This is a genomic window from Streptomyces krungchingensis (assembly GCF_054729265.1).
On record NZ_JBPUKY010000001.1, the window covers coordinates 1,273,834 to 1,289,252 of the forward strand.

Sequence of the window (15,419 nt, forward strand, 5' to 3'; positions counted from 1 at the left end):
GCGTACAGAGGAGGGCGGCCCAGGTCGAGGACCGGGGCCGCCCTTCCGTCACCGCTCAGTGGGCCACGGGAGTCGCCCCCGCGGTGACCTCTTGACCGCCCGCGGCGGCCGGCTTCGGTGCCAGCACCCGCTCGGCCAGGAACCCGAAGACGAGCCCGAAGGCGGTCCACAGGGTCAGCTGGATGGCGAGGGCCGCGAGTCGGAACTGCCAGAGCAGGGTGCCCGAGAAGTCCTTCGGAACCTCGTTCACGGCCGGCAGGAACGCGTAGGCGAGACCGATCGCGAGGACGAAGAACGCGCCCGCCGCGATCGTCGCGTTCCAGTTGCCCAGGCGCGGCGCGAGGCGCTTGCCCAGGATGACGGTCGCGACGGCCAGCAGCACGCTGAGCACCATCATCAGGAAGTACAGCGTCGTGCGCTTCCCGATGGTGTCGGGATCGCCCACCGACGGCGGGTTGGCCGGGTACTTCAGGAACGGCACGACATAGACCGCGAGCAGGCCGGCCACCGAGAGCAGCAGCGCGCTCGCCCGCGGCCCGAAGCGGCCGATCCTGCCGAGCGCGAAGCAGTACGCGAGGGCCGCGATACCGCCGAACGCGACCCCGTAGACGAGGACACCGGTGGCCAGGCCGCCGGTGGACTGCATCGTGCGGGACACCGCTTCCACGCCGTGCTCGTGCGCGTGGGAGTGCGCCTCTTCGTAGCCGATCGCCGAGTCGACGCGCGGCTCGCCCAGGAAGTAGGCGACGACCAGGGCGAGCAGGCCCGCGGCGAGTCCCGCGAGCATGCCACGCACCAGCAGATTTCTTACGATTGCGGAATTCATCGGCTCGTACGTCCCGTGGTCGTCAGTGGCAGGGGAAGCCGAGCAGGTGGCGGGCGTCGTGGACCCACTCGTGGACGTTCTCGCCGGACACGACTGCGGTGGCGCCCTGTTCGGCGCCGACGAAGTAGAGCAGGACCAGCATCAGGATGCCGAAGAAGACCGCCCAGGGGGCGATCGCGCCGATCGGCAGCTTGGCGGGTACCGCGGTGGGTGTGGCGGTCGGCTGAGCAACGGACTGCGCCATGGGGCAGAACCTCCTGGGGAACTCGCGTCCCATTCCGGTGGTGCACTGGACGACAGCCGCGGGTCTGACTTGCCCCGGCCCTCACCGCCCCTGGCGAGGGGGGTTCGTGCTGGGCTTACAGTGGCGCGACCGTGCCGGATTTCCACCGGGCTTCCGCCGAGCCGTCGTCGATTTCGACGCGACGGTACCGCGTCGGAGGGTTCCGGCCAAGGGCGCACGGGGGAGCACGGGGCGCGCCCCACGGACCCGGTGTGCGGCGGATTCCCTTGCCCCGCAAGGCTTTTCGGGCCGGTGGACACCACGAGAACCCATGAGAGTGAGGACATGACAAGTCGAGTGATCTTGATCTCAGCCGCGCTCGGCGCCGCGCTGCGCGAGGCCCGCTTCGACGACGGACGTCCGCTCGACGCGTCCGGACTGCGGCTCGCGCGGGCGGCGGCGGGACGGCTGCCGGCCGCGGAGCGGCTGTGGGTCTCCCCCGTCGTGCGCTGCCGCGAGACCGCCGACGCGCTCGGCCTCGAAGACGTTCCGGACGCAACCGAGTTGGCCGGACTCGACGTGGGCCGCTGGCGCGGTGCGACGCTGGCGGAGGTGAGCGCGGAGGAGCCCGAGGCGGTGGCGGGCTGGCTGGCCGACCCCGGGGCCGCGCCGCACGGCGGCGAGTCGGTACGAGCGTTCTGCGACCGGGTGGCCGGCTGGCTGGACGGCACCGCGCACACGTCGGGCCGGACGGTCGCCGTGGTGGAGCCGGAGGTCGTACGGGCCGCGCTGGTGCGCGTTCTGGGGGCGCCGGACGCGGCCTTCTGGCGCGTCGACGTACCGCCCCTGACCGCCACCGAGTTCAGCGGGCGATCGGGACGCTGGAACGTCCGCGCGGGGCGGCCGCTGGTGGAGCCGGCCTGACCTGCCGACCGAAGCGCCGGTCGTCGGCCGGAGTTCGGGTCGTCGGCCGGAGCGCCGGTCCCGGCCCGGTGGTTGCGGTCCCGTCGCGCCGTGCCGCTCCCACCCACGCCCCGGCGGGCGAGCGGGCGGCTCCGGACGGCACTCGGCCCGGAACGGCCCCTACGGTGCTCAGCGTTGGGCGGTGCGGCCACGCTCAGCGCAGGACGGCTCGGACAGTGCTCAGCGTCGGGCGGGCCGGCCACGCTCGGCGCAGGACGGCTCGGACGCCGCTCAGCCCGGGGGCCCGAAAGCCGCAGGACCGCCGGGACGCCGCAGGACGGCCGGGACAACGCAGGACGGCCGGGACGGCGCTCAGCGCAGGACGGCGAGGAAGTCCGCGCACGCCTGCGCGCACGCACGGCACTCCTTCGCCGCGTCCTGCGCACCGTCGTACTCGTCGAAGACCTGGGCGCCCTCCAGACAGACGTCGCGGCACCATTCCACCTGGGAACGGACGGCGGCCTCGTCCCGGTGCACCCCCTCGGACAGCACCAGACAGGTCGCGTCGCACACTTCCGTGCACTGGATGCCCTTGCGGCGTACGAGGTCCTGTTCCTTGGGTCCGTCCGGATCCATGAGGCTCGCGCGCAGCGCACAGACCCTGGCGCACTCGGTGCACGCCTGGGCGCAGGCGAAGCGGTCCTCCAGGAACCGGATGAGCTCCTGCTGGGAAGTCGTCGATGTCACAACGCGCGGGTTGCCGCGCGCCTACGCCTCAAACCCCTCCGCCGCGTCCGGAACGCGGCCCGCGTGCGCCGCCCGGTGCGCACCGGGCGCGCCGGGCCGCCCGGCGTCACGCGCCGGCCGCCTCCTGAGCGATCCGGTCGAACTGGGCTCCCATCGCCTCGGAGAGCGCCTGGGCGGCGGACAGGGGGCGGACCATGACCATGAAGTCGTCGATCTTCCCGTCCTCGTCGAAGTGGAGGAAGTCGCAGCCGGTGATCTTCTTGTCGCCGACCTTCGCCTCGAAGACGAGCGCGTGGTCGCGGCCGTCCGCGCCGCCGATCTCGCGGACGTAGTGGAAGTCGGTGAAGACGCGTGTGACACCGCGGAGGATGGCCGCGGTGATCGCCTTCCCGGGGTAGGGCTTGAAGGCGACGGGGCTGTGGAAGACGACGTCGTCGGCCAGCATGTCCTCGACCGCGGCGAGGTCACCGGCCTCCACGGCCTTGCGGAAGGAATCCATCACGCCCACCTCATCCTCATACCCATACTCAACAAATTGACTATTCGCCGATCACAGTAGCCATGCGACGGGGCGCCGTCCAGCCTCGGTGGCCGTTCAGTCACCCGCCGGAGCCCCCGTGGTGCCGCGCACCACCAGGTGCGGAGCGATGACGGTCTCCTCCCCCGGGCGGGTCCCCTCCGACGGCCGGCCGTCGGAGGCCGCATCGCCCTCCAGACGCGCGAGAGCCCGGCCGACCGCCTCCCCCGCGAGCCGGGGGATGTCCTGGCCGACGGTGGTGAGGTCGATGTGCGCGAGGCGTGACAGACGGCTGTCGTCGAAGCCCACGACGGAGATGTCACCGGGCACCGAGAGGCGGGCGCGCAGGAAGACGTCGAGGACGCCGGTGGCGCAGCGGTCGTTGAAGGCGAGGACCGCGGTGGGCCGGGGGTCCGCGTCGAGCAGGGCGCGGGCCGCGGCGGCGCCGTCGTCCTCGGTCGGTCCGCCCGGCAGGACCCGGGCCCGGTCGCCGAGGCCGTGCCGGTTCATGGCGGTGCGGTAGCCGCGGCGGCGGTCGGCGGCGCCCGGTGCCCGGCCGCCGTCGATGTGCGCGACGTCGCGATGGCCGAGTGCGACGAGGTGGTCGACCGCCTGGCGGGCACCCTCGTCGTCCGCGGTACGCACGACGTCCACGCCGGCGACGGGCGGGCGCAGCCGCCGGGCCACGGACACGACCGGGACCTGGGCGGCGAGTTCCGCCAGCCGGGCGGCCGGGGCCCGTGGGCCGAGCAGGATCAGCGCCTCGCAGCGGTCCGCCAACAGGGCCTCCACCGCCTGCTGTTCACCGCGGCTCGGCGCGACGGCACCGAGCGCGAGCTGGTAGCCGGCCGGCTCGGCGGCGGCGTACAGGCCCTCCACGAGGTCGGTGTGGAAGGGTTCCTGGAGGCCGAACTGCACGCCGAGCAGGCGCGAACGGCTGCTGCGCAGCAGGCGGGCGCGCGCGTCGGGCCGGTAGCCGATCTCCCGCGCCGCCCGGAGCACCCGCTCGCGGGTGGCGGCACCGGCACCCTTGGTCCCGCGCATCACGATGGACACCAGGGCGACGGACACCCCCGCCCGTTCCGCGACGTCGGCGAGGGTGGGCCGCTTCCCGCCCGGGACCGAGGGGCTCGGAGACACGGCTGCCCTCCCTGTTCGGCATGGCTTCCTGATGCGGCACGGCTTCCCGACGAGATCGTAGACCAGCGCCGAACGCACTGGTCGGGTGTACTGCAACGTTCTAGTCCAGCGCGCCCGCGACACCTTGACAAGGCGCTCGGCTGCTGGCGTACTGCTGCTCCGGGACTAGAACGTTCTAGCGACGCGAGAGCCGGGAAGCGGGCGATGGACGATGTACACGCTGGCGGTCTGTGCCGAGATGGTCTTCGGGGACCTCCCCGTCCACGAGCGGGCACGACATATCCACGACGCCGGCTTCCAGGTCGAGATCTGGGACTGGACGCGGCACGACCTGACCGCCCTTGTGCGCAGCGGGGCGGCCTTCTCCTCCATGACCGGGTACGTCCGCGGAAGTCTGACGGACCCGGACGGCGCGGACGAACTGCTGCGCACCGCCGCGGAGTCGGTGCGGGCCGCGGAGCGCCTCGGCTGTACCCGGCTCAATCTGCACGGCACCGGCCTGGACTGCGAGGGCCTGCCGGTGACCGCGGTGACCGGTGAGGCCACCGGTCCGATGTGGATCGCCGCCCAGCGCACGCTGAGCCGGGTCGCGGACCTGGGCGAGCGCTCCGGGGTGGTCTTCACGCTGGAGAACCTCAACACCGCCGTGGACCACCCCGGTGTGCCGTTCGCGAAGGCCGCCGACACGCTGGCCCTGGTGGCGGCCGTAAACCGGCCGGGGCTGCGGATGAATCTGGACCTGTACCACGCGCAGATCGGCGAGGGGAACCTGATCGAGCTGGTCCGCCGCGCCCACGGTCTGGGACTGATCGGGGAGATCCAGGTGGCGGACGTGCCGGGCCGCCACGAACCCGGCACCGGGGAGATCAACTACCCGGCCGTCGCAGGCGCCCTGACGGACCTCGGATACGACGGCACGGTCGCCCTGGAGGCCTGGGCCTCCGAGGACAGCGACCTCGCGCTGGAACGCTTCCGGACCGCCTTCACCCCCTGACGGTCACGGCGCCGGCGCCCGAGCCGTCGAGCCGTCGAGCCGTCGAGCCATCGAGCCGTCGAGCCGTCGAGCCATCGAATCGTCGAATCGCTGAATCGCTGAATCACCGAATCGCCAACTGAGGTACGGAGAAGCCGTATGACCACGCACCACCCCCTCGCCGTCGGCCTCGTGGGCGCCGGCCGGATGGGCGCCTTCCACGCCGAGACCCTCGCCCACCGGCTGCCCGGCGTCCGGCTCGCCGCGGTCGCCGACCCGGCACCGGGCGCCGCACGGCGCCTGGGCGACCGGCTCGGCTGTACGACGACGTACACCGAGATCGCGGAGCTGCTCGCCGACCCGCGGATCGAGGCGGTGGTGCTGGCCACTCCGGCGCGCACGCACGCCGATCTGGTCGTGGCGGCGGCCCGCGCGGGCAAGGCTGTGTACTGCGAGAAGCCGATGGCCGTCACACTCGCCGAGGCCGACCGTGCGACGGCCGCGGCCCGCGAGGCGGGCGTGCCTCTCCAGGTCGGGTTCAACCGCCGCTACGACAAGGGTTTCCGCGCCGCCCACGAAAGGATCGCGGAGGGCGGCATCGGCACCCCGCAGCTGCTCCGCTCGCTCACCCGTGATCCGAAGCTCGCCGATCCGGCGCCCGTCCCGCCGTGGACGATCTTCCTGGAGACCCTCATCCACGACTTCGACACCCTGCGGTATCTCAACCCGGGGGCCGAGGCGGTCGAGGTCTTCGCACTGGCGGACGCGCTGGTGCGCCCCGACTTCAAGGAACGCGGTCTGCTCGACACCGCCCTCGTCACCGTCCGCTTCGACAACGGCGCCCTCGCCACCGCCGAGGCCAGCTTCCAGGCGGTGTACGGCTACGACGTGCGCGGTGAGGTCTTCGGATCGGACGGCATGCTCACCATGGGAGACCTGCGCCGCACCCACCTGACCGGCTACGGCCCGCGGGGCGTCACCGCCGAGTGCGTCGGCTACGACCAGGACCTCTTCCACGACGCCTACGTGGCGGAGATCGCCGACTTCACCGACTGCGTCCGCCGCGGGGGCACCCCGGCGGTCACCGGCGAGGACGCCCGCGCCGGCCTCGCCATCGCCCTCGCCGCGGTCCGGTCGGTCTCCGTCCGGGGACCCGTGCGGCTCGACGAGCTCAAGAGCGGCTGACCCGCGCGGTCGTGCCCCGGACTTCGAGAACGGGGTCGGCGAGGACGAGCGAGGCGGGGCGGGCGGGATCGGCGATCCGGTCGAGCAGGCGCTGCGCGGCGCGGCGGCCGACGTCGTGACCCGCGTTGTCCACGGTGGTGAGCCACAGGTGGCGCAGGCGGGCGAGGTAGGTGTTGTCGTAGCCGACGAGGGAGAGGTCGCGGGGCACCTGGAGGCCGAGCTCCTCGGCGGCCGACAGAGCACCGACGCAGGCCATGTCGTTGAACGCGAAGACGGCGGTGGGCCGTTCGCGGGCCGCGAGCAGCCGGACCATGGCCCGGTAGCCGCCCTCCTCCGTCAGGTCGCCCTGCTCCACGACCGCCTCCCGGCCGAGCCCGCGCTCGCGCATGACGGTCTCGAAGCTGCGGCGGCGCAGTTCACCGACGGTCCCCTCCCCCGCGATGTGGGCGACGCGGCGGTGTCCGAGGCCGAGGAGGTGCTCGGTGGCGAGCCGGGCGCCGCGCTCGTCGTCGTTGGCGACGATGTCCACACCGGGCAGTTCGGGTTCCCGCGCACCGGCCACCACCGTGGGGACCCGCGCCGCCGCCGCCCGCAGCGCCTCGGAGGGCGGGAGGGTGCCGACGGCGATCAGACCGTCGACGCGCAGGTCCATGAACGTACGGGTGAGATCCTCGCCGAGGCGCCGGCCGAGATGGCCGTCGGCGAGCAGTGTGTGCAGACCGGAGTCGTGCAGCCGGGAGTTCAGGCCGTCGAGCAGTTCGACGAACCAGGGGTTGCGCATGTCGTTGAGCAGCACGCCGACGGTGCGGGTGCGGCGCTCGCTGAGGCTGCGGGCCGCGGCGTTGGTCCGGTAGCCGAGCTCCTCGACGGCGGCCAGCACGGCCTGCCGCTTCTCCTCGCGGACCTGGTCGGAGCCGCGCAGCACGAGGGAGACCAGCGACTTCGACACCCCGGCCCGCTCGGCGACGTCACGGATCGTCGGCGCTCTCATGGTCTGGACCGTTCCACAGCGGTGGCGAGCTTGTCAAAGGGTGCCAGGAGGGTTGACACGTGCACTGATGCAGCCCAGTGTGAGGCCGGAGGAGTCTTGGACCGGTCCAAAAGGAGCAGTCATGGTGTGTACGCTCGGCGTTGCGGTCGTGGGGTTCGGCTGGATGGGACGGGTGCACACCCAGGCCTACGCGCGCGTGCCGCACCATTTCCCCGGGCTCACGCTGCGGCCCGAGCTGGTCTCCGTGGCGGACGAAGTGCCGGGCCGCGCCGAGGAGGCGGCCGCGCGGTACGGATTCGCCACGGGCACCCGCGACTGGCGTACGGTCGCCGCCGACCCGCGCGTCGAGGCGGTGAGCATCGCCGCACCGAACTTCCTGCACCGCGAGATCGGCGTGGCCATGGCCGAGGCCGGCAAGCACATCTGGATCGAGAAGCCGGTGGGGCTCACCGCCGCGGACGCCCGCGCGGTGTCGCAGGCGGCGGCCAAGGCCGGGGTCCAGGGCACCGTCGGCTTCAACTACCGCAACGCGCCCGCCGTCGCCGCCGCCCGCGAACTGATCTCCTCCGGCGGCATCGGCACCGTCACCCATGTCCGCATCCGGCTCCTCAGCGACTACGCCGCACACCCTGAGGGCGCGCTGACCTGGCGCTACGAGAGGGAGCGCGGCGGCAGCGGCGTCCTGGGCGACCTGGCCTCGCACGGCGTGGACCTGGCCCGGCACCTGCTCGGCGAGATCGAGGCGCTCACCGCGGACACCGCGGTCTTCCTGCCGCGACGTGCGCGCCCGGCGGGTGCCACGGCCGGCCACGCACGCGCGACCGGCGGCGAGCTCGGCACCGTGGAGAACGAGGACTACGTCAGCTGTCTGCTGCGCTTCGCCTCCGGCGCCCGGGGTGTGCTGGAGGCGTGCCGGGTCTCGGTCGGCGAGCAGAACAACTACGGCTTCGAGGTGCACGGCACCCGGGGCGCGGTGTTCTGGGACTTCCGCCGCATGGGCGAGCTCGCGGTCAGCCGGGGCACGGCCTACCAGGACCAGCCGGTCAGCACCGTGTACGTGGGCCCCGCACACGGCGAGTACGCCGCCTTCCAGCCGGGCGCGGCCAACAGCATGGGCTACGACGACCTCAAGGTCATCGAGGCGCACCACTTCCTACGGTCCATCGAGGACGGCACTCCGTACGGGGCGACGCTCGACGACGCGGTGCACAGCGCGGAGACGCTCGACGCGATGGCACGCTCCGCCGAGCGGGGTGCCTGGGTGTCCCTCGCATGACCGGAGCCCTGCGGGGCGCGGCGCGGGGTTTCGCCGGGGCGACGTGGGCAGCGGACCGGCGAGGAGAGGGTGTGAGGGTGGCCGTGTCGCCCGAAGTCGGCCCGAAGGGGTGCGGGCACCTCGCTCCCGCGAAAACCCGTTGGATCGACGACGGCCGCGGTGTCTAGGGTCGCGCCATGAGTACGCGCACCTTCCGCATCACCGTTCGCGGTGTCTTCGACGGGCTCGGCACCGACCAGCGGGCCGAACTCCTGGCACGGGCCGCCGAGCACGACGTCCTGCGCGCGGCGTTCACCCCCGAGGGCCACCTCAGTTACGACATCGCCGCGCGCCCCGCCTTCACCTTCCGCTTCCTCGACTCGGGGGAGGCCGAGGAGGACATCCTGGAGGCGGCCGAGCGCGCCGAGGAAGCCGCGAGGGCCTGGCTCGGCGCACGCGGATACGGGTACAAGAACCTCAGGTCGCAGGCCGAGGACCTGTCCCAGGCGCCGCTGGGCAAGCGGCAGCGTCGCGAGGCCGCGCGCAAGGCCGTCTGAGCCCGGGGCCGGGTCCCCGGGTGGACGGCCTCGCACCGCCCGCCCACTCCCCCGCGTCCTGCGCCGGACCGTTGGCGCGCACCGCACGCAGCGCGCTCACCGGCGTCCCGGACCGCCTGCCGGGCTCCTCCGCGTCCGCCGTCACGCCCCGTTCCGCGCTCAGGGCCGGACGAGCAACTGGAACTCGAAGGCGTACCCCGAGGCTCGGTAGATGTGGGTGCCGTACTCGACCGCGCGGCCGGTGTCGTCGTACGCGGTGCGCCGCATGGTGAGCAGGGCCGCGCCCGACGGTTCGTCCAGGCGTTCCGCTTCGCCGGCGCCGGCCGAGCGGGCGCCGACCGACTGACGGGCGCTGTGCAGGGTGATGCCGGCGGCACGCATCATGCGGTACAGCCCGGTCGACTCCAGCCGGGCGGTGTCGAGGTCGAGGAGTCCCTCGGGGATGTGGTTGCGCAGGACGGCCACGGGCCGGCCGTGGGTGAGGCGCAGTCGTTCCAGGCGGTGGACTCCGCCGCCCTCCGCGATGCCCAGGGCTGCGGCGACCTCGGCGTCGGCCGGCTCGACCGCGTTGTGCAGGACGAGGGTCGTGGGGCGCTGGCCCGCGCTCTCCAGGTCGTCGTAGAGGCTGGTGAGTTCCAGCGGGCGCTTCACCTGGCTGTGCACGACCTGCGTGCCCACTCCGCGGCGGCGGACCAGGAGTCCCTTGTCGACCAGGGTCTGGATGGCCTGGCGGACGGTGGGGCGGGACAGGCCGAGGCGTCCCGCGAGTTCGACCTCGTTGCCGAGCAGGCTTCCGGCGGCCGGTGTGCCCCGCTGGATCGCTGCCTCCAACTGCCGTGCGAGCTGGTAGTAGAGCGGAACGGGACTGTTCCGGTCGAGCGTGAAGTCGAGGTCCGCGGGCGGGACGGCGGTCGTCGCCCGCGGGGATCCGGCGGCCTGCCGGGTTCGCCCCCTTGGCATCGTGTCCTCCTGACGGTCGGTCCACCGGGCGCCCGGTGCGGGGCCCTTGGGCGGCGGGGAGTTCAGAGGTGGTGCCGGCGGTCGGCGGCCCGGCGGTCGTAGCGTTCACGGGCGTGTACGGCGGGTTCGCGGGCGGCGACCTCCGCGACGGGCACGTCCCACCAGGCCTCGGCCGCCGGGGCGGTGGACGTCGGGTCGGTCTCGACGTACACGCAGGTCGGCCGCTGCGAGCCGCGCGCTTCGGCGAGGGCGTGGCGGAGTTCGCCCACGGTCTTGGCGCGGAGGACGTCCATGCCGAGGCTGGCGGCGTTGGCGGCGAGGTCCACCGGGAGCGGGTCGCCGGAGAAGGTGCCGTCGGGGGCGCGGTAGCGGTAGGCGGTTCCGAAGCGTTCGCCGCCGGTCTCCTCGGACAGGCCTCCGATGGAGGCGTATCCGTGGTTCTGGATCAGCACCAGGTTGACGGGCAGGTGCTCCTGGACGGCGGTGACGATCTCGGTGGGCATCATCAGGTACGTGCCGTCGCCGACCAGTGCCCAGACCGGAGTGTCCGGCGCGGCCTGCTGGACTCCGACGGCGGCCGGGATCTCGTAGCCCATGCAGGAGTAGCCGTACTCCAGGTGGTACTGGCGCGGGCCGCGGGCCCGCCACAGTTTGTGCAGGTCGCCTGGCAGCGATCCGGCCGCGTTGACGATCACGTCGTCGTCGCCGACGACGGAGTCCAGGACTCCGAGGACCTGCGTCTGGGTCGGGACCGCGTGCTCGTCCGGCGCATGGAAGGCGGCCTCGACGATCTCCTCCCAACGGCGTTTGCCCTCACGGTACTCGGCCTCGTAGGCGGGGTCGACACGGTGTCCGGCGAGGGCCGCGGTCAGTGCCTCCAGGCCGGTGCGCGCGTCGGCCACCAGGGGCCGGGCGGCGAGCTTGTGGGCGTCGAGGCCGGTGATGTTGAGGTTGACGAAGCGGACGGCGGGATTCTGGAACAGTGTCCGGGACGCGGTGGTGAAGTCGCTGTAGCGGGTGCCGACGCCGATGACCAGGTCGGCGGTGCGCGCGGCGGCGTCGCAGACGGCGGTGCCGGTGTGGCCGATGCCGCCGAGGTCGGCGGGGTGGTCGTGGCGCAGCGATCCCTTGCCTGCCTGGGTGGAGGCGACCGGGACTCCGGTGGCGTCGGTGAACGCCCGGAGGGCGTCCTCGGCCTCGCTGTGGTGCACTCCCCCGCCCGCGACGAGGAGGGGGCGCCGGGCGGCGCGGATCGCCCGTACGGCTTCGGCGAGTTCGGCCGGGTCGGGCGCGGGACGGCGTACCGGCCACACGCGCTCCGCGAAGAACGCCTCGGGCCAGTCGTAGGCCTCCGCTTGCACGTCCTGGGGCAGCGCGAGCGTGACGGCGCCGGTCTCTGCGGGGTCGGTCAGGACGCGCATGGCGCTCAGCGCGGACGGGATCAGTGCCTCCGGGCGCGTGATCCGGTCGAAGTAGCGGGAGACCGGGCGCAGTGTGTCGTTGACGGAGACGTCGGCCTCGACGGGGTGCTCCAGTTGCTGGAGCAGGGGATCGGCGGAACGGGCGGCGAAGTAGTCGCCCGGCAGGAGCAGTACGGGCAGCCGATTGATCGTCGCGAGAGCGGCGCCGGTGACGAGGTTGGTGGCGCCGGGGCCGATCGAGGTGGTGACGGCCTGCGCGGAGAGACGGTCGAGCTGGCGGGCGTGGGCGACGGCCGCGTGCACCATGGCCTGTTCGTTGCGCCCCTGGTGGAAGGGCATGGCGTCCTCGCCGGCCTCGAGGAGCGCCTGACCCATGCCGGCCACGTTGCCGTGTCCGAAGATGCCCCAGGTGCCGGCGATCAGCCGGTGGCGTACGCCGTCGCGCTCGCTGTACTGGACGGACAGGAAGCGCACCAGGGCCTGGGCGGTCGTCAGGCGGCGTGTGGTGGGGCTCATCGGGACCTCTCGGGGGCGGTGTAGAGGGGCAGTCGGGGGTCGACGGGCTGCTCGGGCCAGGTGTCGCGGATCCAGGCGTGGTCGGGGTGGTCGCAGATCAGCCAGGCGCGCTCGGTGCCGGGTCCCGCCATGACGTTCAGGTAATACATGTGGTGTCCTGGCACGGCCATGGACGGTCCGTGCCAGCCGTCCGGGACGAGGACGACGTCGCCGTCGCGGACCTCGGCGAGCACGTCCGTGCCGCGTCCGTCTCCCGAGGGCGAGACGCGGTGGTAGCCGAGGCCCGGAGTGCCCCGGTGGCCGGCGAACTCGAAGTAGTAGATCTCCTCCAGTTCGGACTCGGTGCCCGGCCGGTGCTCGTCGTGCTTGTGCGGAGGGAAGGAGGACCAGTTGCCGCCGGGGGTGATCACCTCGACGGCGATGAGGCTGTCGCACTCGAATCCGTACTCCGGGCCGGCGCCGGCGGGGGCCGCGGCGGCGAAGTTGTTGACCTGCCGGGAGCAGGTGCCGCTGCCGCGCAGTTCGACCGGCACGTTCGAGGCGGGGCCGTAGCGCGCGGGCAGCCGGCGGGTGCAGCGGGCTCCGGTGAGCGCGAACCGTCCGCCGTCCTCGGAGATGATCGAGACGCGGGCGTCGCGAGGCACATACGCGAAGTCGGTGACGCCGCTGAAGACATCGGCCCGGCCGGTCAAGGGGAACGTCTCGCCGTCGACGGAGACGGTGCATCCGCCGGACAGCGGAAGCACGATCCATTCGCTGTCGCCGGTGTCGAGGCCGTGCGTGCCGCCGGGCGGCAGTTCCAGCACGCGCAGGCTGGAGTGGCCCCAGCCGGCCGACTCGGGGTTCACGTCCACGGCGTAGGCGCCGGTCGCGGCCTTGCCCGCGGGGAGATGGTGCGCGGTGGTCATCGGGCGGCTCCTGCAAGGGGGTTGGGGCGGGTGACTCGTGCATGGGGGTTCGGGCCGTGGCTCGGGCGAGGGAGCTCGGGCAGGAGGCTCATGCGCCGGATCGTGTCGGTGTCTCGTCCACGGGACCGGGCCGGAAGGCTCGTCCACGAGACCAGGCGGGAGGCTCACCCACCGGACCGGACGGCCGGCTGGTGCGCTGTGCGTCAAACAGGTTGCCCCTGCGCGGAGTTCGGGGGGCTGCCGCGCACGGCCGACGGGAGGCTCCCGCAGGGAGGTTCAGAGCAGCCCGACCGCGGTGTCCACCGCGGCCTCCACGCTGCCTTCGGCGGGATACAGCAGCGACCGGCCGACGACCATGCCCTGGACGGTGGGCAGCCGCAGGGCCTTGCGCCATCTCTCGTAGGCGCCCTCCTGGTCCCCGGCCACGTCGCCGCCGAGCAGCACCGCGGGCAGGGTGGAGGTCTCCAGCACCTGGGCCATGTCGTCGGGGTCGGCGGTGACGGGGAGTTTGAGCCAGGTGTAGGCGGAGGTGCCGCCGAGCCCCGAGGCGATGGCGATGGAACGGGTGACGGCCTCGGCGCCGAGGTCGTTGCGGACCGTGCCGTCCACCCGGCGCGAGACGAACGGCTCGACGAACAGCGGGAGTCGGCGGGCCGCCATGTCGTCGACGGCGCGGGCGGTGCTCTCCAGGGTCTCCAGTGATCCGGGGTCGTCGTGGTCGATGCGCAGCAGGAGCTTGCCGGCGTCGAAGCGGAGCCGTTCGATGTCCTCGGCGCGGTGGCCGGTGAAGCGGTCGTCCATCTCGAAGGACGCCCCGGCGAGCCCGCCGCGGTTCATGGAGCCCATCACGACCTTTTCGTCCAGGACGCCCAGGAGCAGCAGGTCCTCGAGGACGTCGGCGGTGCCGAGCACCCCGTCCACGCCGGGCCGTGACAGCGCGACGCAGAGGCGTTCCAGGAGGTCCGCGCGGTTCGCCATGGCGAGCCGGTGACCGCCGACGCCGAGCGCGCCGCGGGCGGGGTGGTCGGCGGCGACGATCATCAGCCGGCCGCTGTCGCCGACGAGCGGGCGGCGCACACGGCGGGCGGCCGCCTCGGCGATGGCCTCCGGGTGCCGGGCGCGCACCGTGACGAGGTCGGGGATGCTGATACTCAAGTCGGGCTCCGTTCGGGGGTGGCCTCGGTCAGCCGCGCGCGAGAAGGTCCTCGATCTCGGACTCAGTGGGCATGGCGGAGGAGCAGGCGAGCCGGGACGCGACGATCGCGCCGGCCGCGTTGGCGTACCGGATAGTCTTCTCCAACGGCAGGCCGGCCAGCAGGCCGTGGCAGAGCGAGCCGCCGAACGCGTCGCCCGCGCCGAGGCCGTTGACGACCTCGACGGGGACGGGCGGGACCTCGGCGACGGTGCCGTCGCGGTGGACGGCGAGGACTCCGTCCGGGCCCTGTTTGACGACGGCGAGTTCGACGCCCGCGTCGAGCAACGCCTGGGCGCAGGCGCGTGGTTCGCGGACGCCGGTGGCGATCTCGCACTCGTCGAGATTGCCGACGGCCACGGTGGCGTGGCGCAGGGCCTCGGCGTAGTACGGGCGCGCGGCGTCGGGGTCCTTCCAGAACATGGGGCGCCAGTCGAGGTCGAAGACGGTGATTCCCGACCAGTCGCGCGCCTTGAGCGCGGCGAGTGTGGCCGAGCGGCTGGGCTCCTCGCTGAGGCCGGTGCCGGTGATCCAGAAGACGCGTGCCGCGCGGATGGCGAAGAAGTCCAGTTCGTCGGTGTGGATCTCCAGGTCCGGTGCCTTGGGCTGCCGGTAGAAGTACAGCGGGAAGTCGTCGGGCGGGAAGATCTCGCAGAACGTGACGGGCGTGGGGTGGGCATCCACCGGTGTGACCCAGCGGTCGTCGACGCCGAACTCCTTGAGTGCCTGGTGGAGGTAGCCGCCGAAGGGGTCCCGGCCGGTCCGGGTGATCACCGCGGTGCTCCGGCCGAGCCGGGCGGCGGCGACCGCGACGTTGGACGCGGAGCCGCCGAGGAACTTCCCGAATGACTCGACCTGTGCGAGTGGAACTCCCGTCTGCAGGGGGTAGAGATCGACGCCTATGCGTCCCATGGTGATGAGGTCGAAGGAATCAGCGGACTCAGGCATGCGTGACGCTCCTGATGCGTGGGATGCGGGCCGACGGGGCGCCCGATGCCTCTTAGGTGTAGGACCCTTCGTTCTCCTGTGTCAAGAGTATGTACGGACATTCGGACCTGCTCCTGAAATGATGTCTTAACAAAGTATTGACAGGCGGGTACCACAG

At 72.8% G+C, this 15,419-nt stretch carries 16 protein-coding genes and 1 riboswitch; of the genes, 5 read left to right on the forward strand and 11 right to left on the reverse strand.

Translation table 11 applies throughout. The features are described 5' to 3' along the window. Positions 1-55 precede the first annotated feature (55 nt). Complete coding sequence (locus ACSYGO_RS05795; RefSeq protein ID WP_460385966.1) at positions 56-826, reverse strand: CbtA family protein; 771 nt, start codon at positions 824-826, stop codon at positions 56-58. Positions 827-848: 22 nt separating this feature from the next. Further along, complete coding sequence (locus tag ACSYGO_RS05800; protein WP_028799529.1) at positions 849-1,070, reverse strand: CbtB domain-containing protein; 222 nt, start codon at positions 1,068-1,070, stop codon at positions 849-851. 38 nt (positions 1,071-1,108) lie between these two features. Then, a riboswitch (cobalamin riboswitch) is annotated at positions 1,109-1,250 on the reverse strand. Positions 1,251-1,394: 144 nt separating this feature from the next. Between ACSYGO_RS05800 and ACSYGO_RS05805 the strand changes: the two genes are divergently transcribed. Further along, a complete protein-coding gene (locus ACSYGO_RS05805) occupies positions 1,395-1,973 on the forward strand; it encodes a histidine phosphatase family protein (protein ID WP_460385967.1) in 579 nt (192 codons plus the stop codon). Positions 1,974-2,324: 351 nt separating this feature from the next. On the opposite strand, the gene ACSYGO_RS05810 is transcribed toward ACSYGO_RS05805, so the two are convergent. The 3 genes from ACSYGO_RS05810 to ACSYGO_RS05820 form a co-directional block, all read right to left on the reverse strand. After that, positions 2,325-2,699 (reverse strand): ferredoxin, encoded by a 375-nt coding sequence (locus ACSYGO_RS05810; RefSeq protein ID WP_426678326.1) that lies wholly within the window; start codon positions 2,697-2,699, stop codon positions 2,325-2,327. Positions 2,700-2,805: 106 nt separating this feature from the next. Then, a complete protein-coding gene (locus ACSYGO_RS05815; protein ID WP_095932358.1) occupies positions 2,806-3,198 on the reverse strand; it encodes a nuclear transport factor 2 family protein in 393 nt (130 codons plus the stop codon). A 96-nt stretch (positions 3,199-3,294) separates the two neighbouring features. Beyond that, positions 3,295-4,356 (reverse strand): LacI family DNA-binding transcriptional regulator, encoded by a 1,062-nt coding sequence (locus tag ACSYGO_RS05820; protein WP_460385968.1) that lies wholly within the window; start codon positions 4,354-4,356, stop codon positions 3,295-3,297. Positions 4,357-4,567: 211 nt separating this feature from the next. Here ACSYGO_RS05820 and ACSYGO_RS05825 point away from each other — a divergent pair, with 211 nt between their 5' ends. Beyond that, the gene (locus ACSYGO_RS05825; RefSeq protein ID WP_460385969.1) at positions 4,568-5,350 is read left to right on the forward strand and encodes a TIM barrel protein; all 783 of its coding nucleotides are present in this window, start codon (positions 4,568-4,570) and stop codon (positions 5,348-5,350) included. A gap of 138 nt (positions 5,351-5,488) precedes the next feature. Further along, positions 5,489-6,514, forward strand: coding sequence for a Gfo/Idh/MocA family oxidoreductase (locus ACSYGO_RS05830; protein WP_460385970.1), 1,026 nt, complete (start codon positions 5,489-5,491; stop codon positions 6,512-6,514). Here the strand turns inward: ACSYGO_RS05830 and ACSYGO_RS05835 are convergent. Further along, on the reverse strand, positions 6,501-7,505 hold the full coding sequence (locus ACSYGO_RS05835) for a LacI family DNA-binding transcriptional regulator (protein WP_460385971.1): 1,005 nt from the start codon (positions 7,503-7,505) through the stop codon (positions 6,501-6,503). The two genes, ACSYGO_RS05830 and ACSYGO_RS05835, sit on opposite strands and share 14 nt — an antisense overlap. A 121-nt stretch (positions 7,506-7,626) precedes the next feature. On the opposite strand from ACSYGO_RS05835, the gene ACSYGO_RS05840 reads away from it, so the two are divergent. Further along, positions 7,627-8,781: a Gfo/Idh/MocA family protein gene (locus ACSYGO_RS05840; RefSeq protein ID WP_460385973.1), complete on the forward strand. Its 1,155-nt coding sequence runs from the start codon at positions 7,627-7,629 to the stop codon at positions 8,779-8,781. Positions 8,782-8,957: 176 nt separating this feature from the next. Continuing rightward, entirely contained in the window at positions 8,958-9,317 is a 360-nt protein-coding gene (locus ACSYGO_RS05845) for a DUF6204 family protein (protein ID WP_432187012.1), read from the forward strand. 159 nt (positions 9,318-9,476) lie between these two features. On the opposite strand, the gene ACSYGO_RS05850 is transcribed toward ACSYGO_RS05845, so the two are convergent. The 5 genes from ACSYGO_RS05850 to iolC form a co-directional block, all read right to left on the reverse strand. Continuing rightward, positions 9,477-10,277 carry a GntR family transcriptional regulator gene (locus ACSYGO_RS05850; protein ID WP_460385974.1) on the reverse strand — a complete coding sequence of 267 codons (801 nt, stop codon included), beginning with the start codon at positions 10,275-10,277 and terminating at the stop codon, positions 9,477-9,479. Positions 10,278-10,339: 62 nt separating this feature from the next. Beyond that, positions 10,340-12,214 (reverse strand): 3D-(3,5/4)-trihydroxycyclohexane-1,2-dione acylhydrolase (decyclizing), encoded by a 1,875-nt coding sequence (gene iolD, locus ACSYGO_RS05855; protein ID WP_460385975.1) that lies wholly within the window; start codon positions 12,212-12,214, stop codon positions 10,340-10,342. Next, the gene (iolB, locus tag ACSYGO_RS05860; RefSeq protein WP_460385977.1) at positions 12,211-13,122 is read right to left on the reverse strand and encodes a 5-deoxy-glucuronate isomerase; all 912 of its coding nucleotides are present in this window, start codon (positions 13,120-13,122) and stop codon (positions 12,211-12,213) included. The genes iolD and iolB overlap by 4 nt, the downstream gene beginning before the upstream one ends. Before the next feature lie 276 nt (positions 13,123-13,398). Continuing rightward, positions 13,399-14,277 (reverse strand): Cgl0159 family (beta/alpha)8-fold protein, encoded by an 879-nt coding sequence (locus ACSYGO_RS05865; protein ID WP_426678315.1) that lies wholly within the window; start codon positions 14,275-14,277, stop codon positions 13,399-13,401. 28 nt (positions 14,278-14,305) lie between these two features. Then, positions 14,306-15,262, reverse strand: a complete 957-nt coding sequence (gene iolC, locus ACSYGO_RS05870) for a 5-dehydro-2-deoxygluconokinase (RefSeq protein WP_460385979.1) — start codon at positions 15,260-15,262, stop codon at positions 14,306-14,308. Positions 15,263-15,419: the final 157 nt, after the last annotated feature.

Excerpts from the sequence above, each read along its gene's own strand:
- ACSYGO_RS05795 (WP_460385966.1), bottom strand. The coding sequence starts at position 826 with ATGAATTCCGCAATCGTAAGAAATCTGCTGGTGCGTGGCATGCTCGCG.
- ACSYGO_RS05800 (WP_028799529.1), bottom strand. The coding sequence starts at position 1,070 with ATGGCGCAGTCCGTTGCTCAGCCGACCGCCACACCCACCGCGGTACCC.
- ACSYGO_RS05805 (WP_460385967.1), top strand. The coding sequence starts at position 1,395 with ATGACAAGTCGAGTGATCTTGATCTCAGCCGCGCTCGGCGCCGCGCTG.
- ACSYGO_RS05815 (WP_095932358.1), bottom strand. The coding sequence starts at position 3,198 with ATGGATTCCTTCCGCAAGGCCGTGGAGGCCGGTGACCTCGCCGCGGTC.
- ACSYGO_RS05825 (WP_460385969.1), top strand. The coding sequence starts at position 4,568 with ATGTACACGCTGGCGGTCTGTGCCGAGATGGTCTTCGGGGACCTCCCC.
- ACSYGO_RS05830 (WP_460385970.1), top strand. The coding sequence starts at position 5,489 with ATGACCACGCACCACCCCCTCGCCGTCGGCCTCGTGGGCGCCGGCCGG.
- ACSYGO_RS05835 (WP_460385971.1), bottom strand. The coding sequence starts at position 7,505 with ATGAGAGCGCCGACGATCCGTGACGTCGCCGAGCGGGCCGGGGTGTCG.
- ACSYGO_RS05840 (WP_460385973.1), top strand. The coding sequence starts at position 7,627 with ATGGTGTGTACGCTCGGCGTTGCGGTCGTGGGGTTCGGCTGGATGGGA.
- ACSYGO_RS05845 (WP_432187012.1), top strand. The coding sequence starts at position 8,958 with ATGAGTACGCGCACCTTCCGCATCACCGTTCGCGGTGTCTTCGACGGG.
- ACSYGO_RS05850 (WP_460385974.1), bottom strand. The coding sequence starts at position 10,277 with ATGCCAAGGGGGCGAACCCGGCAGGCCGCCGGATCCCCGCGGGCGACG.
- iolD (WP_460385975.1), bottom strand. The coding sequence starts at position 12,214 with ATGAGCCCCACCACACGCCGCCTGACGACCGCCCAGGCCCTGGTGCGC.
- iolB (WP_460385977.1), bottom strand. The coding sequence starts at position 13,122 with ATGACCACCGCGCACCATCTCCCCGCGGGCAAGGCCGCGACCGGCGCC.
- iolC (WP_460385979.1), bottom strand. The coding sequence starts at position 15,262 with ATGCCTGAGTCCGCTGATTCCTTCGACCTCATCACCATGGGACGCATA.